This is a genomic window from Porticoccus sp. (assembly GCA_023261185.1).
Classification (GTDB): domain Bacteria; phylum Pseudomonadota; class Gammaproteobacteria; order Pseudomonadales; family Porticoccaceae; genus Porticoccus; species Porticoccus litoralis.
In genome coordinates this window covers 1-23,307 of the sequence record JALRJN010000085.1, presented here as the reverse complement: position 1 = coordinate 23,307, position 23,307 = coordinate 1, and the positions used below count along the sequence as shown (strand labels likewise).

The window sequence follows — 23,307 nt, the reverse complement described above, 5'->3', positions numbered from 1 at the left end:
ACCCGGACACCCGTCGCCTTGTTCAGCTCACCATCGAGGCGGGTGATGACACCAATAGCCTGCTCGATATGTTGCTGGCGAAAAAGCGCGCAGGGGACCGCAAGGAATGGCTGCAGCAACGGGGCAATCTTGCGGATGTTTAGGGACGTCCAGTGGGCACGCTGATAGACCGGTACTATCAGGGTAAAGACCAGGCTGAATGGCCAACAGTGCACGGAGTGAATTCATGAAAGTTGTTTCAAGAGTCGCCAAGTATCTGGTCATCAGCCTGCTTGTTCTGCTCGTAGTGGTCATTACGCTACTGCCATTTGTGGTGCGCTGGCAGGCGGAAACCTGGCTGAACAAGCAGGGCCTCGAAGCGTCCATTGGCTATATCAGTATCCGGCCCGTTCTGGGTTCCATACAAATTAACGATGTGCAGGTGCGTGCTGCCAATGGTGAGCAATTGGCGGTGAATGAGCTGCATGTCAATATTGCCTGGCGGCCATTGAGTGATCAGTGGCTCCTGATTGAGGAGCTGAAACTGGACACCCTGGCGATCGATCTGGTTCAGGGCCCAGGCATACTGCGTATCGGTGGAATCTCTATTCCGACAGGTGATGGTCCCGATGCCGTGGCAGAAGAAGAAACGAGTAGTTCGGGGGGCGGCATTGACAGGATATCCCTCGAGCAGCTCAGTCTGAATAATCTGGATATTTGTTATTCCCGTGTCGATGCGGCAAATCTAACGCTGGCGAATCAATGTGCCCATCTCGGGGAGCTAACACACACCGGTGAACTGGACCTCAAGTTGGGGGAGGACGGCGCACTGTTGGTACCGGGAATCCATTTGCAGGAGCTGCGCTGGTATGACCGTCTGCAGCCGCTTTCACTGCTTGCCATCGACTCTGTCAGTCTGGTCAGTTTGGTCAGCCCCGATATGCATTTGTGGCACCTGGATAACCTGGCCGTTGAAAGTATTTCGCTGTTACCGGAAACAGACCGGGCGTTACAGCTGGACAGGGCAGAACTGCAGGTGCTGTCAGCTTCTGACAATATCTCGGTGGAGAAGCTGTTGCTGGGAGAGTTATCGGCGCAGTTACAGTTGAGCCAGGAAGGGCAGTTAACGTTTGCGCCAGCGATCATGGAAAGAGTGACTGCTTTGTCTGACACTCCGGCCAAAGATCAGTCAGAAGCAGAGCCCGTCAAGTCTACCCCTGTCGTTTTAAGGCAGTTTTCCCTGGGGCATGTTGCTGTTGCTACAGACCCTTCATTGCTGGCGATGTCAGGGTTGAACTTGCAGGGACTTGGCCTGGATGGTGCCGAGGTGTCACTGGAGGGCTTGCAACTGGCCAAAATGGTGGTATTGCCCGGGGCTGATAAAAGTGCCCTGTCTCTGTCACAGCTGGATGTAGCGGGGCTGACGGTTGGTGAAAAGATTGAGCTGGACAGTATTGCGTTAGGCGATACACAGCTTCATTTGCAGACGCTGGACAACGGACAACTGGCATTCGCTCCGACACTCATGGCACAACTGATTCCCGAGAGCTCGTCAGAAGCTTCGACTGGCGATGCCGAAGTAGAGGTCTCGCCGACACCCCAAAAAACATTTTCTCTGGGTAGTCTGAAAACATCACAACTGCAGATTATGGCGGAGCAGGAGCTGCTGTCTTTGGATGCTCTGACCATGCAGAGCCTGACTGCTGGTGCCGATGTTGTTGGTCTGGAAAGTTTCCGTGTCGACAAGCTGGCAATTATGGCGCCCGCTTCTGAGGTGGAGGGTGTCGAGCACTATGTGCGAATACCGGCTGTATCCCTCAAAGGTCTGTCAAAATCGCCGTCTGTACTGGCTCTGGCACAACTGGAAATTATTGATCCGGACATCTTTCTGCATCGTGATAGCGATGGTCAATTGGTGATGCTAGAAGAATTAAATCGTTTTATCGGTAAGGCGGCCGGAGAAGCTCCTGATGAACCCGGTGAGAGCTCTCCGTCAGACGGTGGTGATCCCCCCATGCAACTGCAAATCGGTGAAGTCCTGATTGGCCAACAGGGGCAGGTTCGGGTGCTGGATGAAAGTGTTTCGCCAGCATTGTCTCAACAGTTTTCGAAGCTGGGCCTGTCCATCCAGCATCTGGATGCCACCCGTCCCGATAAGGGGGCAATCCTCAACTTTAACCTCGGGGTTAACCGTTTTGGTTATTTGAAGCTGGCGGGTGATCTCGCCCCCTTTGGCGACCACCTTAATACAAGCATTGATGGCGAACTCCACGGGGTTGATGTCCGTAATCTGTCCGGTTACGCCGGGAAGTTCATCGGTTATCACCTGGACAATGGCTCGGTGGATGCGGACATCGACTTGGCCGTGAGGGAAGATGAAATTGACGCCGAGATTACAACCCGGTTTCATGAACTGAAAGTCTCGCCCTTAAAAAAGAACGAACTGCCGGAGGGAGCAGAGGAGCTGGGCGTGCCTCTGGAGTTTGCGCTTTCACTGTTGCGAGACAATGACGGTACGATTGAGTTGAAGCTGCCCATAGGCGGCAACATCAACGCACCAGAGTTTTCTCTCAGCAAGATTATCAACAAGGTGTTGTTCAAAGTTATCGCCGAAAGCGTGGTCAACTACTACCTGCCATTCGGGTTGTTGGCAAAATCGTTAATCGGGGACAGCCTCGCCAACCTGGCATTTCAGCCGGTGCCCTTTGCTCCAGGCATGGCGGCTCTGGATGATCCCGCCCATGAAAACCTCAACAAAATTGCGCAAATGCTCAAGGCCCGACAGCAGCTGCATCTTCTGTTTTGCGCACCTTCCACACGCCAGGACTGGATGAGTGTCTATGCTCCGGACGGCGCCAAAAATGCCGATAAAGCGGAGCAGAAGGATACAAACAAAAATACACAAGAAGAGGTAGCAGCGTCCGAGCCAGCCATCACTCCCGAACAGGTAACGGCCATGAAACAGTTGGCAGATCAGCGTACCGAGGTTGCCAAGGCCTATCTGGTGGATGCGGGGGTGAAGCCAGGACAGATGATTCTGTGCACAGGTGCATTTGAAAAAGCGCTCGACAAGCCCCCGGCGATGACCATTTCCATCGGGCAATAATCAGTAAACAGACGGACAAGTACATTTATGACAGACACCACGCCCATAAACCCCGCAATAGAGCAAGTTGCGTTGCGCAACTATGCGGAAAAGGCCTACCTGGACTATTCCATGTACGTGATCCTTGACCGTGCACTGCCGCATATTGGCGATGGTTTGAAGCCAGTGCAGCGACGGATTGTCTATGCCATGAGCGAGCTGGGTTTGAAATCCACCGCCAAATACAAAAAGTCAGCGCGCACGGTGGGGGATGTGATCGGCAAGTTCCACCCCCACGGTGACAGCGCAGCCTATGAAGCCATGGTATTGATGGCACAGCCATTTTCCTATCGCTACCCATTAATTGACGGGCAGGGTAACTGGGGGTCGGCGGATGATCCGAAATCCTTTGCCGCCATGCGTTATACCGAATCGAAGCTGGCGCGCTTTGCTGAAGTCCTTTTATCTGAGCTGGGACAGGGGACAGTCGACTGGAAGCCGAACTTCGATGGCACCATGGATGAGCCGGAAATTTTGCCAGCCAGGGCGCCCCATGTTTTGCTGAATGGCACCACCGGTATTGCGGTGGGGATGGCTACAGATATACCACCGCACAATCTGCGGGAAGTGATCAGTGCCTGTGTGCGTCTGCTGGATGAGCCGAAAGCCACCGTGGCTCAGCTCTGCGAGCATATCCAGGGGCCGGACTATCCTACAGAAGCAGAAATTATTACGCCCCGTGATGAAATTCTGAAAACCTATGAAACGGGTCGGGGCAGCCTCAAAATGAGGGCGGTGTGGCAGCGGGAGGATGGGGATATCATCGTTACCGGGTTGCCGTATCAGGTTTCCGGGGCCCGGGTGCTGGAGCAGATTGCGGCCCAGATGCAGGCCAAAAAACTGCCGATGGTGGCGGACCTGCGGGATGAGTCCGACCACGAGAACCCGACCCGGTTGGTCATCGTACCGCGCTCCAATCGCATTGATGTCGATGGCCTGATGAACCACCTGTTTGCCACCACTGACCTGGAGAAGAATTACCGGATCAATCTGAACATGATCGGCATTGACGGTCGTCCAGAGGTCAAGCCGCTCAACACCATTCTCAGCGAGTGGCTCAGTTTCCGCACGGCTACCGTGCGGCGGCGGCTACAGTATCGGCTGGATAAAGTGGATCACCGCCTGCACCTTCTGGAGGGCTTGCTGATCGCTTTCCTGAATATTGATGAAGTGATCCGCATCATCCGCAATGAAGACGAACCAAAGCCCGTACTGATCAAACGTTTTGCCCTCAGCGACGTGCAGGCAGAATACATTCTCGATACCAAGTTGCGGCAACTGGCGCGCCTGGAAGAAGTACGTATTCGTGCTGAGCAGGAAGAGTTGGCTGCAGAAAAAGCCGAACTGGAAAAAATTCTCGGTTCGGCAAACCGTTTGAAAACCCTGATACGGAAGGAGCTGATGGCGGTGGCTGAGGATTTCGGTGACGCGCGCCTGTCGCCCCTCGCCAGCCGTGAAGAAGCCAGGGCGTTCTCTGAAACAGAGCTGATGGTGTCCGAAGCGGTGACCGTTGTCCTTTCCGAGAAAGGCTGGATTCGGGCGGCAAAAGGCCATGATATTGACCCGGGCTCGTTGAGTTATAAATCCGGTGACCATTACCTTTGCTCGGCCAAGGGTCGAAGTAACCAGAATGCCATCCTGCTGGACTCCACAGGACGAACCTATGCGCTTTCCGCCCATAGTCTGCCCTCCGCCCGAGGACAGGGAGAACCTGTGACCGGGCGCCTCAATGCGCCGTCCGGGGCAAACTTTGTTGGCGTGTTGATGGGAGATGACACTCAGCCAGTGCTGATGGCAACGGATGCCGGTTACGGTTTTGTGGCCACGCTGGCAGACCTGCAAAGTAAAAGCCGGGCAGGCAAAAATGCGCTGTCCATTCCCAAGGGTGCGCGTGTTCTACCACCGGTGAGAATTGCCGAAGCAGAAGGCAGTCTGGTGGTTGCCGTGAGCAACGAAGGGCGTATGTTGGTCTTCCCTCTGGATGAATTGCCACGGCTTGCACGGGGTAAAGGCAACAAAATTATCAATATTCCCTCCTCACGGGTGCAAAGCCGCGAGGAGTTTATGATAGGTATTGCCGTGGTGACGGCTCAGCAACAACTGCTAGTGCATTCGGGCAAGCGTTACCTCAACCTGAAGTCGGCGGACCTTGAACACTACCGGGGTGAACGGGGCCGTCGGGGCAACAAATTGCCGAGAGGTTTTCAGAAAGTAGATCGCGTAGAAGTGGTCGGCATGGATTAATCCAGTCACTTCTCGTTTAGAGTAAACAGATTAAATTTGTGTACCTAAAAAAGGCTTTTCACTATATTGAAACGCACTCTGCCCTAACATGCAGACCATACACAATGACCGTGAGGATAAACGGATCGATAACAAAGTACTTTTGATTATTGCTTCGCTGCTGTTGCCACCACTGGCTGTTTTTCTGAAGAAGGGTGCTGGTAAGGACCTTGTCATCAATATCATCCTGTGCCTGTTCTTCTATGTGCCAGGTATCATTCACGCGCTTTGGGTTACCCTGAACTAATGAAATAAATTCATCATCTTTTCACCTGGCTCACTGATGAGACAGGTGTTTATACAGTCGTTATCTAAGGAGGAAATAATGGAAACACTAGGAAACATGATTTTGTATTACGGCTTCAAGGTGTTGATGGCAATTGTCATCCTTGTTGTCGGTAAATACGTGGCCAAATGGTTGAGCAAAACCGTTGAAACCATGATGCGTAAAAAGGAAGTGGATGTTGCTATTCAACATTTTGTTTCCGCCCTCGTTTATTACGCACTGCTGGTGTTTGTGGTAATTGCCGCACTGGGTCAGGTGGGGATTCAAACGGCCTCCTTTATCGCAGTTATCGGTGCCGCGGGTCTGGCCGTTGGCCTGGCTCTGCAGGGTTCACTGGCCAACTTTGCCGCCGGCGTGTTGATACTGATGTTCAAGCCCTTCCGCGTGGGTGATTTTGTTGAAGTGGCCGGTGTAGCTGGCGCTGTATCAAAAATTCTGGTGTTTACCACCGAGCTGAACACCGGTGACAACAAACGTGTGATCATCCCCAATGGTCAGGTAATGGGAGGAACAATCACCAACTTTTCTGCCAACGATACCCGTCGGGTGGATCTCATCATGGGTATCAGCTACGGCGATGACATCGATAAAGCCAAAGCCGTCCTTCAGGAAGTGGTCAGCGCCGATGAACGCGTGCTTCAAGATCCAGCCCCGACCATCGCCGTGGTCGAACTGGCAGATAGCAGTGTGAACTTTGTCGTTCGTCCTTGGGTGAACAAGGCAGACTACTGGGGTGTGTATTTCGGACTCACCGAAGCGGTTAAAAAGCGTTTCGATCAGGAAGGTATTTCCATCCCCTTCCCGCAGACCGATGTTCATCTGCACAAGGTTGCCGACAATACCTAGTTGTTATCATGAAAAAGGCCCCGTTAGGGGCCTTTTTATTGGACTAATATAACTAAAGCAAAGGGGACTTTTTATGGGTGTTATTTCCTGGATTATTCTTGGCCTCATCGCAGGCATGCTGGCGAAATGGATTATGCCTGGCAAAGATGGTGGCGGGTTCATCATGACAGCGCTACTTGGCATTGCGGGGGCTTTTGTTGGTGGCTGGGTGGGCTCAATCCTGGGGTTTGGAACCATGGGTGGCTTCAGCCTGGGTAGTATTGCCACGGCTACCGTCGGTGCGATTCTGATCCTGTTGGTATACCGTCAGATCAAGGGATCGGGTTCAGCAGAGTGATACTCTAAATAGCGAATTGTCTTAACATCAGGAGGTGGAAAGATGAAGGTTATCAAATCAATACTGGTTCTGAGCCTGCTTGTGTTCGGGGTCTCATCGCCGGGTTTTGCCAAGCAGGATGGAGGCGGTGGCAAGGGTGCCATGAAAGAGAATGCACCCATGATGAAAGACCGTGATCACAGCCGCGACATGAAGATGGACCGGGAAATGCGTGAGGAACACCAGCGCAAGATGGACAAGGGCATGGAAGATCATGACCCCATTCGCGACCGCGAGAAGGAAATGAAGCAAGACAGGGAGATGAAAGAAGAGCGGGAAATGAAAAAGGATATGGAAAAACAGCGCGAGATGAAGTCCGAACAGGAGCGCAAGGAACTGGGCCAGGGATCTGAGCAAGGTCAGGAAATGCGCGAAGAGCATAGCCGCAAGTGGTGGCGCTTCTGGGAGTGAGCCGGCCTCAATGATTAAAAAACGCAGCCAATGGCTGCGTTTTTTAATGTCTTACCCTCAGCAACCCAACGACTACCTTTTACATTTCCTATTGCATATAACGCCAAGCCAAGGGGCACGCGGCGCAAAGCAGAGCGTGTCCCGCGGAAGCAGCGCTTTTTGCTGCTGGAGTGTACTTGGGCACCTTGTTAGCGTGGGTTAAACGGAAGTATGAAGTAACGCAGCATTGCCCAGATAAAAGTGACTGGGTTAACCCATTTATAATTTGCTGCATGATCTAATACTTCCTTTGTTATTTCTTTTGGCACTCGTTTGTCGAATGCTGCCACCTCAACTTCAACGAAGGGTGTTTCGACGATGAAGCGATAACCTTTGTACTCGAAAAATGCTTCGAAATCATCGGTCATACCCCAAGATTTTTTTGCTAGCACTTTTACACCATTTAGCCTTTCAATGTGCGCCACCATGGATATAGGTGAAAAGAATTGGCCTTTTACCGTAAAGCCATCTTTTGTGTGGTACCACTCGATTTCCTTCATATTTAAACGCTAACATTTGTATATGGCGCATGCGCGCTTTGCCAAAACTGATATTTGGCGTCCTTTGATAATGAATTGATTCAAAAAAGAAATTTCTGACATGCCCGATTCCTTTCAGATTAAAGGGAGTTTTTCCTATTATCTAAAATAATAGGACCTCTTTATTTTTCCTTAGCGAATCGCAACGCCATGTTTTTGCGTGGATTATTTTTTCGCTGGTGTGATAACGAGTATAGGCTGAGTATAAACCGAGTCCCATATTTAACAATGCATGTATAAACTGTATACAAGCACAATTTATTGGGTGTGCTTATGAACTGTCATGTTGCCGGTGCTCAGCGATTGCGGTCGAAGCGCCGGCGGCGGCGGTAGGGGAACACGTCGACGATTTTGCCGTTGCGGATCTGTTCCTGTAGTCCCCACCAGAATTCCACATCGTAGATATCGCCGTGCATTTCCTCAAACGCTTTCCTGGCCCCCGGGTTGCCGGAAAAGAACAGGCGGAATTCTTCGGGGAAGACGTCGTTGGCGGCCACGGTGTACCAGGGCCGCAAGGACATTTCCTGTTCTTCGTTCTGTGGTTCCGGGATGCGGCGGAAGTTGCAGTCGGTTAGCGGGCAGATTTCGTCGTAATCGTAGAACACCACCCGCTTGTGACGGGTGACGCCGAAGTTTTTTAACAGCATGTCACCGGGGAAAATATTGGCGGCGGCCAGCTGCTTGATGGCGTTGCCATATTCCTCCATGACGCCGCGGGTGTCCTCTTCTGAGGCTTTATGCAGGAACAGGTTGAGGGGTGTCATGCGTCGTTCGGTATAGAGGTGCTTAATGATCAGCCGGTCGCCTTCGATATGCAGCAGCGAGGGTGCAACTTTCTGTAATTCTTCCATCAGCTCGCTGGAGAAGCGGCTGAGGGGGAAGGAAAAGTTGGCGAACTCCTGTGTATCGGCCATCCGGCCAATGCGGTCGTGACGGGATACCAGCGTGTATTTGCTACGCACGATTTCGTGGGTGACTTCTTTGGGTGGATCGAACTTGTCCTTGATGATCTTGAACACGATGTCGTAGGACGGCAGGGTAAATACCGACATCACCATGCCTTTGATACCCGGAGCGATCACAAACTGGTCCTGGGAATTGCGCATGTGGCTGACAAATTCCCGGTAAAACTCGGTCTTGGCGTGTTTCGGAAAGCCGATGGAGGCGTAGATCTCGTTGTCGCCCTTGTGGGGCATCAGTTGCTTCAAAAAGTGCAGGTACAGGTAGGGCAGTGGCGCATCCACCATGAAGTAGGTGCGGGTAAAACTGAACACCACGCTCATCTCTTCACGGTTAAGGATAGCGGTGTCTACAAACAGCCCGCCCTTTTCGTTGTTGAGAACGGGCAGCACGATCGGAAAGAAGCGGTCGCCGTCGACAATGCGGCCGATGATGTAGGCGGCTTTGCTTCGGTAAAACACCGACTCGAGAATATCGAATTTCAGTTCACCGAGGGGTGAACTGATATGGGGTGCAACCTGTTCATTGAATTCCTGGGCAATGGCCTGCACGTCTCTGGACAGATTCTCCCAGGGGGTGGAAAACTCGGTATCAAGCAATATTTGTTCGATCAGCGCGGCGATATCGGAATTGTTTTCGTAACGGACGTAAATGCTGTACTCCGCTTCCGGAATAGAGGCCATCTGTGACGACAGGACGTAAATCAGGTCGTCGTCGATCTTGTCGTGATCGTTGATGTAACCGAACACCGAGTTGAAAAAAGTTTCGGCAATTTCGTAGTTGGGAAAGTTGAACACCAATTGCGTGTAGACGGCTTTGGCCTGGCGCCACAGTTCCAGGTCGGTGATGTCCTTGTTGGTGACAGTCGCCAGCAGCTCTGACACCTGGCGCACCTTGGCTTTGTACAATTCCAGGCGTTCCACATTAGCCCGCTGCACCGCCTGCCAATCTGCTTTCTCGAAGCGTGCCTTGGCGCCAAGTGTCATGTTCAGGTAATCCGCAAAATAGCTGCGAAAGCCGTTAAGGATGGTTTTTGACATCCGTCGGGCGGTGCTGTTGCGGAAGAAAATTGCGTCGGGACAGGTCATGGCAATCCGGGTTTATTCATCAAGGTTGAGTGAGGCTTTGAGCTCGGCCAGGTGCTGTCGTGAGGCTTCACGGCTCAGTGCCGGTTTATCCTCGCCATCAGTTACCGGCTCCGGTAACGCCAGTTTTTCCCCACGAGCAAGTTCCCGGCTCAGGCGGCGATAATGTTCCAAAAAAGCGGGGTAACTGCTGCTTTCCGATTCATTGCTGAGTCGGTGCCAGCCCGTTGCAAGTCCCGCATGATAGACCAGCGGATGTGACCAGTGGAATGCAACTTTCGGTGAGGGGGCATTGCAGGCTTCAAGGTAGGCCTCTCTCGGGCCTGGCAATCCTTCCGGGCCATGGCCTTCTTCACAACACTGCAACATGCGGTTCAGGGTGGGCAGATAGTCCGATGTTTCAATCACCCGTTTTGCGCCAAGTAGGATCTGATCGCTGCTGAAATGCCCCAGGGCTTCAAGCCACAGGCGTTTTGCCTGATTCAGGAGTTCAGTATCCCCGTAGGCGCTGTAGAACTGGTTGTGGTAATTGAGCCGGAAGAGCGCGAACACCTGGTTGATGGTGTCGATCAGATGTGGCGAACGCTCAGGTGTTGGCCCAGCTGCGGTCCTGGAGCTCGTCGACGAGGGTGCGAGATCGCGTACTGTCTGGTCGATGAGGTCGTTGCTGTTTTCCATGGAGTGGGTCCTGATGATTGGCCATTGATTGACGGGACCACGCCCGTTTTACCTGCTGCAGAAACTTGGTGTTCCAAGAGCCATAGAGTTGTCCGCTTTCGCGCCAGTAAAGCACAAATTCGGCCACCAGGCTCTCGGCAAAAGGTCGCGGAATATTGGCCAGCGTCAGCACGTCGTAGAGTTCTTCGCTGGGTCGCCAGTTGGCCGCCAAGGGTTTCGGCAGTGTGTCGTGTTCCATGGCGCTGGTAAAGCGCGCCCACTGGCGTTTGACGTGCATGATGAAACGCGAGTTCCAGGTACTTGAAGAGTCACCCCGTTCCATCCAGTAGAGCACAAACTCGGGGATGGCATCCTCCACAAAGTTACTGTTGATACCGGCCTGACGGGTGAGAATTTCCAGGCCATCTCGGGAGGGTTGCCAGTCCCTACTCATGGGTGTTTCCTGGCTGCGACGAGCATCCTCCGTTTGTTGTGAACGCCACAAGCGCAGCACATGTTTAATAAATCTTGAGCCCCAGCTGTAGCGAGGTTCGCCCCGCTCTGTCCAGTAAGTGACAAATTCCGGAATCTGTTCCCGGCAGAATTCAGGCGGGATGCTGTATTGAGCCAGTTGCTGTATGACATCGGCCTCGGGTTGCCAGCCGGGCGCAATGGTTTTGCTCGAGCTGTGTGCCCGAGTGACGGGTTGTTCAATGGGTTCGGAGCTTTTCTCGTTGAAAGCAAAACGCAGCTCGTTGCTTTCCAGCAGTGGTGCCGAGGCGATCAGCAGAATTCCCTTATCTCTGAGGCTGGTGGCAATGCGTTGCAGGTCCTGGGGTTGCCAGAAAGGCAACAATTCCGTTAATTGCTTGATGTGGGCGGTCGCCCATTGATAGTCACCCTGTTTCTCAGGTTTGTGATGGCTCAAAAACTCATTCAGTGCCTGTAAAAGCACGGTTTCTTCCAGGCCGATGGTTGCCGCCAGGGAGGGAGAAATGACCAGGGGTTTTTCAGGAATCAGGGACATGGTGACACTCTATCAGAAACCCCCCGAAAAATTTAAGCGCTGTTCTGTGAGATGTTGTTTTGTATTGGTGAACACTCCCGGTAGAATCGGGCGCAAAAAAACGATAACTCTTTGAATGGGCAATAGATGAAGCAATGGAGAAACACTGTCCCAGGGAGATGGGCTACTCTCGTGACGGGAAGGATCCTGTTGCCAATACTTGCCATACTGATGGTACCCCAGAGCCGGGCAGAGGACAGTCTGACCGAAGATGATTTGATGGGGGATATTCCGGTCGTGCTTTGCGTTACCCGCTTACCCCAGTCCACCACGGATACCCCTATGGCGATCACAGTGCTTGATCGTGCCATGATCGAGGCCTCTGGATTTATTGAAATCCCCGACCTGTTGCGGTTGGTGCCCGGTTTTCAGGTGGGATTGAGCTGGCGTGACCACCACACGGCTGTGACCTACCACGGTCAGTCCGATGGCCTGTCGCGGCGCATGCAGGTATTAATCGACGGACGGGTGGCAGTTGGTTCCCTCTTTGGTCTGGTGGATTGGGACCGCCTTGGCATCACCATCGACGACATCGAACGCATCGAAGTTATCCGTGGTCCTGCGGGTGTGGCTTACGGTTCCAATGCTTTCACCGGAGTGATCAACATCGTTACCCGTGAAATTTCCCTGAACCCCGGTTGGCGTTTCACAGCCGCTAGTGGCAGCCGTGATACCAGTCTGGTCACGGCTCAATATGCAGAGACCGGTGACCGTTTTGATTATCGCGGTTCAGTGAGCTATTACCATACGGACGGCTTCAAGGGTGTAAATGACCAATCCATTGCTCGTTCGGCGCGGTTTCAGGGGCGTTATCAGATGGATGCCTCCACACATCTGGATTTTCAGCTAGCTCGCTCGCAAGGCTCTTGGGGGCGGGGGGGAGAAGGTAACCTAATTGACCCTGTCGGCCATAAAAATGCAGAGGAACAGAATGGCAACTTCCGTTTTACCCATGTCAGCACACCGGGTAATGAGTGGTACTTGCAGTTTGGTTTTAGTGACTCGGAAGAAGCCGATGATTTTTTTATTGCTCCGTTATCTGCCATTCTTGGGGTGGCTCCAGCGGATGTGCCTTTGGTCTTGCCTGGTCAGCTGGATCAGCCGGTCCTTGGTCATACCTTCGATTACCAGGTTTACCGCCAGGATTTAGAGTTTCAGCAACTGATCAGTGGTGATCGCTACCGACTCGCTTGGGGTGGCGGTTACCGCCGGGATCAGTTGAATATCCGTGAAATTACGGGTATCAAGGAGTGGACCGATATGGAAACCTTCCGGTTTCAGGGAAATATCGAATACCGCCTTACCGACAGTCTGTTGCTCAACATGGGCGTTATCCGCGAAGACAATGATATCAATGAAGGTGAAACCTCCTGGCGACTCGGCCTGAATTACACCCTGCTGCCAGGCCATGTGCTACGCAGTTCTGTAGCACAGGGGTGGCGGCAACCATTCCTTTTGGAGAACCGCCACAATATTGCGCTTAGGCTTGAGGACGGAACCCCACTTGACACCCTGCAGACGGCGCCCAATGGACTGGATGCTGAGCAACTGACCAGTTACGAGCTGGGCTATATTGGTCGCTGGTTCGGGGGGCGCTTGAGCGCTGAGGTGAAGTTTTACCGGGAGGAATATGAGCATGAGGTGGAATACATCTTGGATCCCACCTATCCGGAATTGGTTTCTTTGGCTAATCCCGGAGCCATTCTTGATGTCAATGGTGGTGGCACCGTTATCGAAGGGTTTGAAACCGGTGTTCAATGGCATCCTGATGAGAAAACCCATGTGTGGTTGAGCTACGCCTATGCGGATGCTGACCATTCCTGTGATCCCATGGCCTTTCACAATTTATTCTCAGAAAACAGTGCCACCCCCGAGCATACGGCAAGCCTATTACTGGCAAGAGATTTTGGTCAGGGCTGGCAGGTGAGTGCGGGTTATTACTATCTGGATGAAATGGCCTGGATTCTCTGGGGTGCTGATACTGACTCCTATGAGCGTGTTGATCTGCGCCTGGCAAAGCATATTCGCTTAAATGGCTCAGACCTGAAGCTTGAATTGATCGGCCAGAACCTGGGTGGTGATTATTACGAGTTCAATGCCCTAAATAAATTTGAGACTCGCACTTTTATGCGCGCCACCCTGCAGTTTCACTGAGCAGAAAAATACCACAGTCGTGCTAGACTGAGCCCGGTTTTGAGGAGTGCAGTGTGGCGAAAAAGAAAACCTCCGCTTACGTGTGCAACGACTGTGGCGCGGATTACAGTAAATGGCAGGGACAGTGCGGTGAATGTGGCGCCTGGAACACCCTGGCCGAAATTCGACTGAGTGCTGTTGCATCTGGGTCATCGCGAACAGGCAGCGGTTTTGCCGGTGCTGCCGATGGGGTTGTCAGCACCCTTGCCGAGATCGAGCTGGAGGATATTCCCCGCATCACCACCAATGTCGGTGAGTTGGATCTGGTGCTTGGTGGTGGATTGGTGCCGGGTTCCTGCATCCTTGTGGGTGGCGAGCCGGGTGCAGGCAAAAGTACCCTTCTGTTACAGACCCTCTGCAAACTCGCGGAATCCCTTTCCGCCCTGTACGTCACTGGTGAAGAATCTCCCCAACAGGTGGCCATGCGAGCCCATCGCCTGGGATTGCCGACCGATAAACTACAGATCATGGCAGAAACCTCCGTGGAAACCGTCTGTGGCACCGCTGCCCGCCTGGCTCCGAAAATCCTTGTGGTGGACTCCATTCAGGTGATGCAGGTGGAAGACATTGCATCCGCACCCGGCAGTGTGTCGCAGGTACGCGAAAGCGCCGCTATGCTGGTGCGCTTTGCCAAGCAGAGTGGCACGGTGTTGCTGCTGGTAGGCCATGTGACCAAGGATGGCAGCCTCGCTGGCCCCAAAGTGCTGGAGCATATGATTGACTGTTCACTGATGCTGGAAGGAACCAGCGACAGCCATTTCCGTATCCTGCGCAGCCACAAGAACCGCTTTGGCGCGGTCAATGAGCTGGGAGTGTTTGCCATGACGGACAAAGGCTTGCGTGAAGTGGCAAACCCCTCCGCCATTTTTCTCCAGCGCGGCGAAGAAGTGGCCTCCGGCAGTCTGGTGATGGTGGTTTGGGAGGGTACCCGTCCCTTGCTGGTGGAATTGCAGGCGCTGGTGGATGACAGTCATCTGGGCAACCCGCGCCGGGTTACCGTGGGTTTGGAACACAACCGTCTGGCCATGTTGTTGGCCGTACTGCATCGCCATGGCGGCATCATGGTCGGCGACCAGGATGTGTTCGTGAATGTGGTGGGTGGCGTCAAAGTGCTGGAAACCAGTGCGGACCTGGCGTTGATCCTGGCAGTTATCTCCAGCTTCCGCGACCACCCTTTGCCCCGCGATCTGGTGGTGTTTGGCGAAGTCGGCTTGTCCGGTGAAATTCGTCCGGTACAGAACGGTCAGGAGCGCCTCAGGGAGGCCGCCAAACACGGCTTCAAACGCGCTATCGTGCCCGCCGGTAACGCGCCGCGGCAGCCCATCAAGGGCATGGATGTGGTGCCGGTGCGCATGCTCAGCGATGCCCTGGATGCCCTGGGCTAAAACTTTCGTCAATTGACTTTGCCTTTTTTGCAGCGTAAATTCCCCACCCTTGCTCCGGCAACAGGTTCTCGGCGCGCCATTCAGTGCGCCGGGTGAAACGGGAAATCGGTGCGTTTTTATTGCTCATTTTTCAATGAGTTAGCTATTCCGATGCTGCCCCCGCAACGGTAATTGAGTGAATCCTCTCAGGGATTCAAGCGCCAGATCACAACGCCACTGTGCAACTGCATGGGAAGGCGATCTGGCAGGGAAACTGCTCATAAGTCCGGAGACCGGCCTGTCGCTATGCAGACGTACCACGGGGGGTGGTTGCGTTGGTATTGGCGATTTCCGCCTCTGCACCAATCGTTTCTCCGTGATCTAACCCATTCAATGTGTTCGGGATTGAACTTCGGAAAACATTATGAACAAAGCTGTACTTGTCGGTTTGCTGGCAATTTCCTTTACTGCCGCTGTCCAGGCAAGCGAATCATCCTCCCAGTTGCTGGAATTGCCGGAAATCGTCGTGACGGCTTCATTGACACCGGTGCAACTCCTCCAGACAGGTAGCTCTGTCACTGTCATTTCCTCGTCCGAAATCGAAAAGAGCCACATTGCTGTGGTCAGTGATCTGCTGCGCAATGTGCCCGGCGTCGCCATCAACCGTAGCGGTGTTCTGGGTTCTACCACCCAGCTGAGAATGCGCGGTTCAGAGGGAAACCATGTGCTGGTGCTGTTAGACGGCATGGAGGTCAGCGACGGCTCCCAGGGCGATGAATTCAACTGGGCGCATATGCCTGCGATGGGAATTGAGCGCATTGAGGTGGTCAGCGGCGCTCAGAGCGTAATGTGGGGGAGTAATGCTGTGGGTGGTGTGATCAACATCATCACCCGCCAGGCTACCAGTGGAAGTCAGGGTGATGTATTTGCAGAATTTGGTAATCATGGAACCACCAATAGTGGTTTCAGCCTCGGTGGACGCTCCGAGACAGCACACTTCAATTTGCGGGCATCCCACCTGGCATCTGAGGGCGAAAACATATCCCGCCATGGTGGTGAAGAAGATGGTTACCGCAATACGACGCTAAATCTGAACGCCGGTTGGAGTCCCCTGGGAAGCCTGTCTTTTTCCCTGCATGGTCGCCAGACAGAGGGAGAGAACGAGTTCGATGCTGGTGATCCGCCCTCTGATGCAAACAATGAGTCAGAAATTCGCCAACGATTTGTTCGCGCCCAGGCAGATTTGTCACTACTGGATGACCGCTGGCAGCACCGGGTTGCAGTGGCGGTCAGTCGCCACGGTAACGAGAATTTCACCGATGGTCTGTTAGTAGGTTCCAGCAGCAGTCGCAAAAAACAGTATAGCTATCTGACTAGCTATAGCTGGAATGATCAGAACCAGCGCCTGTCACTACTGGTTGAAAGGGAAACCGAGCAGTTCTCCCAGCGTGGCCCTGTCTTACCCTGGGGTGATCCGAATCAGGATCGTGTCCGCGAAACCAATGCCGTGGCTCTGGAATACCGGGTCGTGCTGTGGGAAGACCTGACCCTGGGTGCCAGCCTGCGCCACGATGACAACACCGAATTTGATGATGCCTATACCCGGCGTTTTGATGCCAGTTACCTGATTTCCGACACCGGTACCCGCCTGCGTGCAACCTGGGGTACGGCCGTGAAAAATCCTACCTTCTCAGAGCGTTATGGATATTTCACCTCCTTCGTGGGAAATCTTGATCTGAAGCCTGAGAAATCGACCAGCTGGGATGTGGGAATCGACCAATCTCTGTTCAATGAACGACTCCAGCTTGGCCTCACCTATTTCAAGGCGCGCCTTGAAGATGAAATCAATGGGTTTGTCTTTGATCCAACGATACCTCCGTCTGGTGGCTACACGGCCGAAAACGTTTCCGGTACCAGCGATCGGGAAGGAGTGGAAATAAGTGCAAAGGCTGCCCTGTCATCTACCGTGACGCTTAAGGGCAGTTTCACTTATACCGATGCCACAGAGCCGGATGGCTCTGGCCGTGATGTAGATGAGCATCGTCGCCCACACAAACTGGGCAGCGCCACTTTGCAGTGGGACCCTGGTTCAAAATGGTCGCTCGAATTGAATGCCCAGTACAACGGTCATCAGGATGATAGTGATTTCTCGTTATATCCGGCTCCAGTTGTTAGGTTAGATAGCTACACCCTGTTGAATTTGAGTGCATCTTTTCACGCAACGAATCAGCTAACCATTTATGGTCGTTTCGAAAATATTCTCGATGATGATTATGAGGAGATCTTCGGCTACCAGTCGCTCGGTTTTGGTGCCATGGTGGGTATTCGATATAGTTTCGCCCAGTAGTGTTTAGGGTCCAGTAGTTTAGGGAGCAGCACCGTGACTGATCTGAGTGTGAATGGCAAAACCCGCGTACTGCTCTCCTGGAGCAGTGGCAAAGACTCTGCTTGGGCGCTTTATCTATTGCAGCAGGATCCCTCTGTGGAAGTGGTTGGCCTGATGAATACCTATAACCAGGCATTTGAGCGCTCTGCTATTCACGGTGTTCGCCTGGAACTGGTGCGCGCGCAGGCAGAAGCGGCGGGGTTGCCGCTGATTGAAATTCCGCTACCCTGGCCTTGCAGCAATGAACAGTATGAGCAGGCTATGACGGAGGCGCTTGCCCAGGCTCAACGGGAGCTGTCCCCGGATGCGGTGGCCTTCGGTGATCTGTTCCTGGAGGACATTCGTGCCTATCGGGAAAGCCGTATGGCGGATACGGGGCTGGACTTGCTGTTTCCTGTGTGGGGTATCCCCACCGATCAACTGGCACAACAAATGGTTGAGGCGGGCCTGCAGGCCTATCTCACCTGTCTGGACCCAAAAAAAATGCCGGAGGAGCTGGCAGGATCGCTGTTCAGCAATGCTTTTCTTGAGCGCCTGCCTCCCGATGTTGACCCCTGTGGTGAGAATGGCGAGTTCCACAGCTTTGCCTTTGATGGCCCCATGTTTAAGAAACCAGTGCCTGTCACCGTGGGCGAGACCGTGACCCGGGATGGCTTTGTGTATACCGACCTGATTCCTGTCGTGGCTTCTGGAGCCTCGCAGTGAGAATCGTCTCCCTGCTGCCCAGTGCCACGGAAATAATCTGTGGCCTCGGGTTGCGGGACAGCCTGGTGGGGGTGACCCACGAGTGCGATTATCCCGCCGATGTGCTGGGGCTGCCGGTGGTCACCATGTCCCGTATTCCCAAGGGGCTCAGCAGTGCTGAAATCGACGCCATGGTTAACAGCCAACTGGAAACCGACAGTGCGCTCTATAGTTTGAAAACCGATGTGTTGGAGGCACTGGCTCCGGATCTGATCGTCACCCAGGCCCTTTGCGATGTCTGCGCTGTGTCCGCCGATGAAGTCAATGCCATTGCCTGCCAACTGCCCGGAGAGGTCGAGGTGGTGAATTTGGAGCCTACCTGTCTCAACGATGTGTTGGATACAGTGTTGCTGGTCGGAAACGCCGCCGGTTGCACTGAAGTGGCCCACCAGTATCACGCCGGGTTAAAGCGGCGGGTGGAGGCGGTGGCAGCGCGTTCCGCAACCATTGCCAAAGAGAACCGCCCCCGGGTGGCCATTTTGGAGTGGGTTGATCCGCTGTTTGACGGTGGGCACTGGTACCCGGAACTGATCGAATTGGCGGGCGGCACGCCCTGTTTCGGAGATCGTCACGGCCCTTCACGACGACGTAACTGGTCAGACCTGCTGGCCGCTGCACCGGAAGTCCTGCTGGTCGCTCTCTGCGGGTTTAATCTGCACCGCACCGTACAGGATCTCCCTCTGCTGACAAACCAGCCTGACTACGTCATGCTGCCAGCTGCACAAACGGGGCAGGTCTACGCCGTGGATGGCAACCGGTATTTCAGCCGTCCCGGCCCAGGCCTGGTGGACAGTCTGGAAATACTGGCCAATCTGTTACACCCGAATACTCATCCCTTGCCAGGTGGTCTGGCCCCGGCAATGTGTATCTCCAACGAGGAATGGTCATGACCGACAAACACAAGAACAAGATGCAGAAGCTGAAAGAAAAGGTGGATGCAGGCATTGCTGCGGCGGATCAGGAGCGTGGAGTCATGATCGTGCTGACCGGTGACGGCAAAGGTAAATCCAGCTCGGCCTTTGGTATGGTGATCCGCGCCCTGGGTTACCACTACAAAGTGGGAGTGGTGCAGTTTATCAAGGGGGAACAGCTTTCCGGTGAGGAGCTGTACCTGCGTGATCAGTGCCCTGAGGTGGACTTTTACCAGATGGGTACCGGTTTTACGTGGAATACCCAGGACCGTGAGGGTGATATTGAAGCCGCTCAAGCCACGTGGGCGGTGGCCAAAAAAATGCTGACAGATGACCGTTATCATCTGGTGGTGCTGGATGAGCTCACCTATATGCTGAGCTTCAACTATCTCGATGAAAGTGAGGTGCTGACCACCCTGAAGAATCGCCCGGCCAACCAGAGCGTAGTGGTGACAGGTCGCGGTGGCGGTTCGGCGCTACAGGAGATTGCCGACACCGTTTCAGAAATACGTGAAGTCAAACATGCCTACCGGGCTGGTATCCAAGCCCGCCGCGGTGTGGATTTCTGATTGTTCAGGTTGCCAACGATTCATGCATAGGCTGCCTCCCCGAACGTTTCTGATTGGCGCGTGGCTGTTGCTGGTGGCAGCAGTCGTGCTGGGATTACTGAGTGGCCCGGTGAGCATCGCCCCTGGCAAATTGCTGGAATTGTTTTCCCGGCAATCGGATATGGATGTGCGCATTCTGCAGGATCTCCGCCTGCCCAGGGTGCTGCTGGCGATGCTCGCCGGTGCCTGTCTGGCCAGTTGTGGTGCCGTGATGCAGGGGCTGTTTCGCAACCCACTGGCAGACCCGTCATTGATTGGTGTGTCCAGCGGCGCATCACTGGGTGCCAGCGCAGTGATTTTCTTTGGCGGCGTCGGTTTCCTGAGTGGTGTCTTTGAGCTCACGGCGATTGCTGCCGGAGCATTTATCGGTGGCCTCGTCGCCACGGCGCTGGTGTATCGGCTGGCGTCCACCATTACGGGTACCTCGGTATCCACCATGTTGCTTGCGGGTATCGCCATTACTGCACTGTCCGGTGCGGCCACCAGCCTGTTCGGTTTTTTTGCCGACAATGAAATGCTGCGGCGCATCAGTCTGTGGCAGATGGGCAACCTGGACAGCGCCAACTGGAGTCGTGTGGGAATTATTGCCGTGGCGGTGTTGCCGTTGATGGTGTTACTGCCCAGGGAGGGCAGGGCGTTGAATGCCATTTTGTTGGGGGAGTCCGAAGCACGTCATCTGGGTATTGCGGTGGAATCCCTGAAGGGCCGTCTGATCCTGCTAACAGCATTGGGTGTGGGGGTGGCCGTGGCGGTGTCCGGAGTGGTCGCCTTTGTGGGGCTGATCGTGCCGCACTTGGTGAGATTGATGATCGGGCCGGATCACCGTTACCTGATTCCCGGCTCGGCCATTCTCGGGGCCGTGCTGCTGTTGCTGGCGGATACCGGAGCCCGCTCGTTGATGGCCCCCGCAGAATTGCCCACCGGGGTAGTGACGGCCCTGTTGGGTGCGCCTTTTTTTGTGGCCCTGCTGTTACAGCAACGCCGCAAGGTGCTGGAGTAACACGATGCTGCTGGCCCGCAATCTGTCACTTAACGTTGCTGGATTTTCTCTGCTCCGAAATATCAACCTGGACGTTGAGCCGGGTAAAGTGACGGCCGTTATTGGTGCCAATGGTGCCGGTAAAACCAGTCTGTTGCGCTTGTTGACTGGAGAGCAGAAGGCCAGCGATGGCGAAGTGGTGTTTAACGGGCGTGGGATCGGAGATTGGCAGCCGCAGCACCTGGCCCGGATGATGGCGGTGTTGCCCCAGCATTCCCGGCTGGACTTTCCCTTTACCGCCAGGGAAGTGGTGACTCTGGGGCGTATACCCCACGCCACAGGATTAGTGCGCGATGCGCAGATTGTTAACGATGCGCTGCAGGCGGTGGATGGCGGGTATCTGGACAAACGCTATTACACACAGATGTCCGGCGGTGAAAAACAGCGCGTGCAGCTGGCGCGGGTGCTGGCCCAGATCTGGGAGCCGGTCGACGATGGCCAGCGAGTTTTGATGCTGGACGAACCTACATCGGCTTTTGATCTTGCTCACCAGCAACTGACCCTGACCATCATGCGCAGCTTGGCTGAACAGGGGGTGGGGGTGCTGGTGGTGATTCATGACCTCAATCTGGCGGCTCGCTGTGCCGACCAGTTGCTGGTGTTGAGCTGTGGAGAAATTGCCGCCAGTGGCGAACCGGGGGAAGTGCTGACCCCGGAATTGATTCGCGATGTGTTCCATGTCGAGGCAACCATCGCCGTTAATCCTCTCACCGGCACGCCCATGGTACTTGCCTGAGATGGGGCGATTATGGGCAATACTGGTGGCCCTGATGGTGGTCAGCCAGACGCAGGCTGGTCCGACAGTGGTGGACGACCTCGGCAATAAGGTCAGCCTGCAACAGCCTGCAAAGCGCATTATCAGCCTGGCGCCTCATCTCACGGAAATTGTTTACGCCTTGGGCGGGGGTGAGCAGATGACGGCAACCGTAGCCTGGAGTGATTTTCCTGAAGAGGCAAAGGCGCTGCCAGTGGTGGCCTCCAATAACAAAATCAATTATGAACTTCTGATGGCATACCAGCCTGACCTGGTGCTCGCCTGGCTGAGCGGCAACGGCGAAGGCATTATCGGCCGTCTGAAATCACTGGGACTGAATGTCTATGTGAATAAACCGCGACACTTGCAGGATATTCCTGACACGCTGGAAAAGTTGGGAGTACTGCTGGGGCGCGAAGCAGAGGCCAAGCGAGCCACTGGCGAGTTTCAGGCGGCACTCAGTGAGCTTTCCCGCCAGTACGGCCAGTCCACCGAGGTGGATGTTTATTACCAGATCTGGCAGGCGCCACTGATGACCTTTGGCGGCAGCCATCTGGTGTCAGATGTGCTCACACTCTGTGGCGGCAACAACGTGTTTACTCAAACCGCGGGGTTGGTGCCCAAATTGGGTGTGGAATCGGTGCTGGCTGTGGACCCGGATGTCATTATCATCGGTCAGTACACGGCTTTGGAGACCGCTTATGCATATTGGCGACAGTGGCCGGAGTTAAGTGCCGTGAAACATGGACGTATCTACAACGTGGACCCGTATCTGCTGCACCGCCATACCCCGCGTATTGTTCAGGGTGCCAAGCAGTTGTGTGAAGCTATCGATCAGGGTCGCCTCCTCTCCCGTAAAACACCATAAAAAAAGCCGCCATAAGGCGGCTTTTTTCAGATTGCTACCCGAACAGGGGATTACAGATCGTAACCGCGCTCGTCGTGTTGCGACAGATCCAGGCCCTGAACTTCCTGCTCGTCGTCGACACGCAGACCGACCATGATGTCCACCAGCTTCAGAATGATAAAGGTCACAATGGCGGTGTAGACGAATGTACTCAGCACACCGATTACCTGAACTTTGAACTGTGAGGTCATGGTCATACCCTCGGCGTAGCCCTGGCCGCTGAAAATACCCAGCTCTGCGGAGGCGAAAATGCCCGCCAACAGGGTGCCGAGAATACCGCCCATGCCGTGCACGGGGAAAACATCCAGCGAGTCATCAATTTTAAACTTCAGTTTGACTAGCTGGGTGGCGAAATAACAGACGATGCCCGCGGTAAAACCGATGATAAGTGCACCGCCGGGACCCACGAATCCTGACGCGGGTGTGATTGTTCCGAGGCCTGCCACCATACCGGTAACAATACCCAGTACCGATGGTTTACCGTGTTTCACCCATTCCATCAGCATCCACGCCAGCGAACCGGTGGCAGCGGAAATGTGTGTCACCAGCATGGCCATACCGGCGTCGCCGTTGGCGGCCAGTGCCGATCCGGCGTTAAAGCCAAACCAGCCCACCCAGAGCATGCCGGCACCGGCAACGGTCATGGTCAGGTTGTGTGGCATCATCGGTTGGTGCTGGAAGCCGCGGCGGTTGCCAATCACCAGTGCGGCCACCAGTGCGCCGACACCG

General features: G+C 54.3%; 21 protein-coding genes and 1 riboswitch. Of the genes, 16 read left to right on the top strand and 5 right to left on the bottom strand.

All coding sequences use genetic code 11. From position 1 onward, the window contains the following. The 7 genes from ACYZYZ_RS08095 to ACYZYZ_RS08065 form a co-directional block, all read left to right on the top strand. A partial coding sequence (locus tag ACYZYZ_RS08095) for a hypothetical protein (RefSeq protein ID WP_461483901.1) occupies positions 1–143 on the top strand: 143 nt, incomplete at its 5' end. An 83-nt stretch (positions 144–226) separates the two neighbouring features. After that, positions 227–3,085 (top strand): DUF748 domain-containing protein, encoded by a 2,859-nt coding sequence (locus ACYZYZ_RS08090; RefSeq protein WP_461483900.1) that lies wholly within the window; start codon positions 227–229, stop codon positions 3,083–3,085. A 27-nt stretch (positions 3,086–3,112) separates the two neighbouring features. Beyond that, the gene (gene parC, locus ACYZYZ_RS08085) at positions 3,113–5,368 is read left to right on the top strand and encodes a DNA topoisomerase IV subunit A (RefSeq protein WP_461483899.1); all 2,256 of its coding nucleotides are present in this window, start codon (positions 3,113–3,115) and stop codon (positions 5,366–5,368) included. Between the two features lie 88 nt (positions 5,369–5,456). Further along, the gene (locus ACYZYZ_RS08080) at positions 5,457–5,654 is read left to right on the top strand and encodes a YqaE/Pmp3 family membrane protein (protein ID WP_461483898.1); all 198 of its coding nucleotides are present in this window, start codon (positions 5,457–5,459) and stop codon (positions 5,652–5,654) included. 78 nt (positions 5,655–5,732) lie between these two features. Beyond that, positions 5,733–6,539, top strand: a complete 807-nt coding sequence (locus tag ACYZYZ_RS08075) for a mechanosensitive ion channel family protein (RefSeq protein ID WP_305169666.1) — start codon at positions 5,733–5,735, stop codon at positions 6,537–6,539. Positions 6,540–6,612: 73 nt separating this feature from the next. After that, positions 6,613–6,876, top strand: coding sequence for a GlsB/YeaQ/YmgE family stress response membrane protein (locus ACYZYZ_RS08070; RefSeq protein ID WP_461483897.1), 264 nt, complete (start codon positions 6,613–6,615; stop codon positions 6,874–6,876). Positions 6,877–6,918: 42 nt separating this feature from the next. Next, on the top strand, positions 6,919–7,326 hold the full coding sequence (locus tag ACYZYZ_RS08065) for a hypothetical protein (RefSeq protein WP_305169662.1): 408 nt from the start codon (positions 6,919–6,921) through the stop codon (positions 7,324–7,326). A gap of 188 nt (positions 7,327–7,514) precedes the next feature. Here ACYZYZ_RS08065 and ACYZYZ_RS08060 read toward each other — a convergent pair whose 3' ends face one another. From ACYZYZ_RS08060 to ACYZYZ_RS08045, 4 genes are all read right to left on the bottom strand, one after another. Next, positions 7,515–7,865, bottom strand: coding sequence for a hypothetical protein (locus tag ACYZYZ_RS08060; RefSeq protein WP_461483896.1), 351 nt, complete (start codon positions 7,863–7,865; stop codon positions 7,515–7,517). Positions 7,866–8,200: 335 nt separating this feature from the next. Next, a complete protein-coding gene (gene aceK / locus ACYZYZ_RS08055) occupies positions 8,201–9,952 on the bottom strand; it encodes a bifunctional isocitrate dehydrogenase kinase/phosphatase (RefSeq protein WP_461483895.1) in 1,752 nt (583 codons plus the stop codon). A gap of 12 nt (positions 9,953–9,964) precedes the next feature. Next, on the bottom strand, positions 9,965–10,627 hold the full coding sequence (locus tag ACYZYZ_RS08050; protein ID WP_461483894.1) for a replication protein P: 663 nt from the start codon (positions 10,625–10,627) through the stop codon (positions 9,965–9,967). Beyond that, entirely contained in the window at positions 10,536–11,633 is a 1,098-nt protein-coding gene (locus tag ACYZYZ_RS08045; protein ID WP_461483893.1) for a DnaT-like ssDNA-binding domain-containing protein, read from the bottom strand. Before ACYZYZ_RS08045 ends, ACYZYZ_RS08050 begins: the two co-directional genes overlap by 92 nt. 189 nt (positions 11,634–11,822) lie before the next feature. Between ACYZYZ_RS08045 and ACYZYZ_RS08040 the strand changes: the two genes are divergently transcribed. From ACYZYZ_RS08040 to ACYZYZ_RS08000, 9 genes are all read left to right on the top strand, one after another. Further along, the gene (locus tag ACYZYZ_RS08040) at positions 11,823–13,826 is read left to right on the top strand and encodes a TonB-dependent receptor plug domain-containing protein (RefSeq protein WP_461483892.1); all 2,004 of its coding nucleotides are present in this window, start codon (positions 11,823–11,825) and stop codon (positions 13,824–13,826) included. 53 nt (positions 13,827–13,879) lie between these two features. Next, the gene (radA, locus tag ACYZYZ_RS08035) at positions 13,880–15,250 is read left to right on the top strand and encodes a DNA repair protein RadA (RefSeq protein ID WP_461483891.1); all 1,371 of its coding nucleotides are present in this window, start codon (positions 13,880–13,882) and stop codon (positions 15,248–15,250) included. Between the two features lie 45 nt (positions 15,251–15,295). Continuing rightward, positions 15,296–15,545: riboswitch (cobalamin riboswitch) on the top strand. Between the two features lie 108 nt (positions 15,546–15,653). Beyond that, the gene (locus ACYZYZ_RS08030) at positions 15,654–17,576 is read left to right on the top strand and encodes a TonB-dependent receptor plug domain-containing protein (protein ID WP_461483890.1); all 1,923 of its coding nucleotides are present in this window, start codon (positions 15,654–15,656) and stop codon (positions 17,574–17,576) included. A gap of 33 nt (positions 17,577–17,609) precedes the next feature. Continuing rightward, the gene (locus tag ACYZYZ_RS08025; RefSeq protein WP_461483889.1) at positions 17,610–18,320 is read left to right on the top strand and encodes a Dph6-related ATP pyrophosphatase; all 711 of its coding nucleotides are present in this window, start codon (positions 17,610–17,612) and stop codon (positions 18,318–18,320) included. After that, a complete protein-coding gene (locus ACYZYZ_RS08020; protein ID WP_461483888.1) occupies positions 18,317–19,249 on the top strand; it encodes a cobalamin-binding protein in 933 nt (310 codons plus the stop codon). The genes ACYZYZ_RS08025 and ACYZYZ_RS08020 overlap by 4 nt, the downstream gene beginning before the upstream one ends. After that, positions 19,246–19,839 (top strand): cob(I)yrinic acid a,c-diamide adenosyltransferase, encoded by a 594-nt coding sequence (gene cobO / locus ACYZYZ_RS08015; protein WP_305169645.1) that lies wholly within the window; start codon positions 19,246–19,248, stop codon positions 19,837–19,839. The genes ACYZYZ_RS08020 and cobO overlap by 4 nt, the downstream gene beginning before the upstream one ends. Positions 19,840–19,861: 22 nt before the next feature. Further along, on the top strand, positions 19,862–20,878 hold the full coding sequence (locus ACYZYZ_RS08010; protein ID WP_461483887.1) for a FecCD family ABC transporter permease: 1,017 nt from the start codon (positions 19,862–19,864) through the stop codon (positions 20,876–20,878). 4 nt (positions 20,879–20,882) lie between these two features. Then, on the top strand, positions 20,883–21,653 hold the full coding sequence (locus ACYZYZ_RS08005) for a heme ABC transporter ATP-binding protein (RefSeq protein WP_461483886.1): 771 nt from the start codon (positions 20,883–20,885) through the stop codon (positions 21,651–21,653). Position 21,654: 1 nt separating this feature from the next. Further along, positions 21,655–22,539: a cobalamin-binding protein gene (locus ACYZYZ_RS08000; protein WP_461483885.1), complete on the top strand. Its 885-nt coding sequence runs from the start codon at positions 21,655–21,657 to the stop codon at positions 22,537–22,539. 50 nt (positions 22,540–22,589) lie between these two features. Here the strand turns inward: ACYZYZ_RS08000 and ACYZYZ_RS07995 are convergent. Then, on the bottom strand, positions 22,590–23,307 hold a 718-nt coding region (locus ACYZYZ_RS07995; RefSeq protein WP_461483884.1), incomplete at its 5' end, for an ammonium transporter.

Coding starts and splice junctions, on each gene's coding strand:
- ACYZYZ_RS08010 (WP_461483887.1), top strand. CDS start 19,862: ATGCATAGGCTGCCTCCCCGAACGTTTCTGATTGGCGCGTGGCTGTTG.
- ACYZYZ_RS08030 (WP_461483890.1), top strand. CDS start 15,654: ATGAACAAAGCTGTACTTGTCGGTTTGCTGGCAATTTCCTTTACTGCC.
- ACYZYZ_RS08050 (WP_461483894.1), bottom strand. CDS start 10,627: ATGGAAAACAGCAACGACCTCATCGACCAGACAGTACGCGATCTCGCA.
- parC (WP_461483899.1), top strand. CDS start 3,113: ATGACAGACACCACGCCCATAAACCCCGCAATAGAGCAAGTTGCGTTG.
- ACYZYZ_RS08060 (WP_461483896.1), bottom strand. CDS start 7,865: ATGAAGGAAATCGAGTGGTACCACACAAAAGATGGCTTTACGGTAAAA.
- ACYZYZ_RS08075 (WP_305169666.1), top strand. CDS start 5,733: ATGGAAACACTAGGAAACATGATTTTGTATTACGGCTTCAAGGTGTTG.
- cobO (WP_305169645.1), top strand. CDS start 19,246: ATGACCGACAAACACAAGAACAAGATGCAGAAGCTGAAAGAAAAGGTG.
- ACYZYZ_RS08080 (WP_461483898.1), top strand. CDS start 5,457: ATGCAGACCATACACAATGACCGTGAGGATAAACGGATCGATAACAAA.
- ACYZYZ_RS08065 (WP_305169662.1), top strand. CDS start 6,919: ATGAAGGTTATCAAATCAATACTGGTTCTGAGCCTGCTTGTGTTCGGG.
- ACYZYZ_RS08000 (WP_461483885.1), top strand. CDS start 21,655: ATGGGGCGATTATGGGCAATACTGGTGGCCCTGATGGTGGTCAGCCAG.
- aceK (WP_461483895.1), bottom strand. CDS start 9,952: ATGACCTGTCCCGACGCAATTTTCTTCCGCAACAGCACCGCCCGACGG.
- ACYZYZ_RS08090 (WP_461483900.1), top strand. CDS start 227: ATGAAAGTTGTTTCAAGAGTCGCCAAGTATCTGGTCATCAGCCTGCTT.
- ACYZYZ_RS08070 (WP_461483897.1), top strand. CDS start 6,613: ATGGGTGTTATTTCCTGGATTATTCTTGGCCTCATCGCAGGCATGCTG.
- ACYZYZ_RS08045 (WP_461483893.1), bottom strand. CDS start 11,633: ATGTCCCTGATTCCTGAAAAACCCCTGGTCATTTCTCCCTCCCTGGCG.
- ACYZYZ_RS08005 (WP_461483886.1), top strand. CDS start 20,883: ATGCTGCTGGCCCGCAATCTGTCACTTAACGTTGCTGGATTTTCTCTG.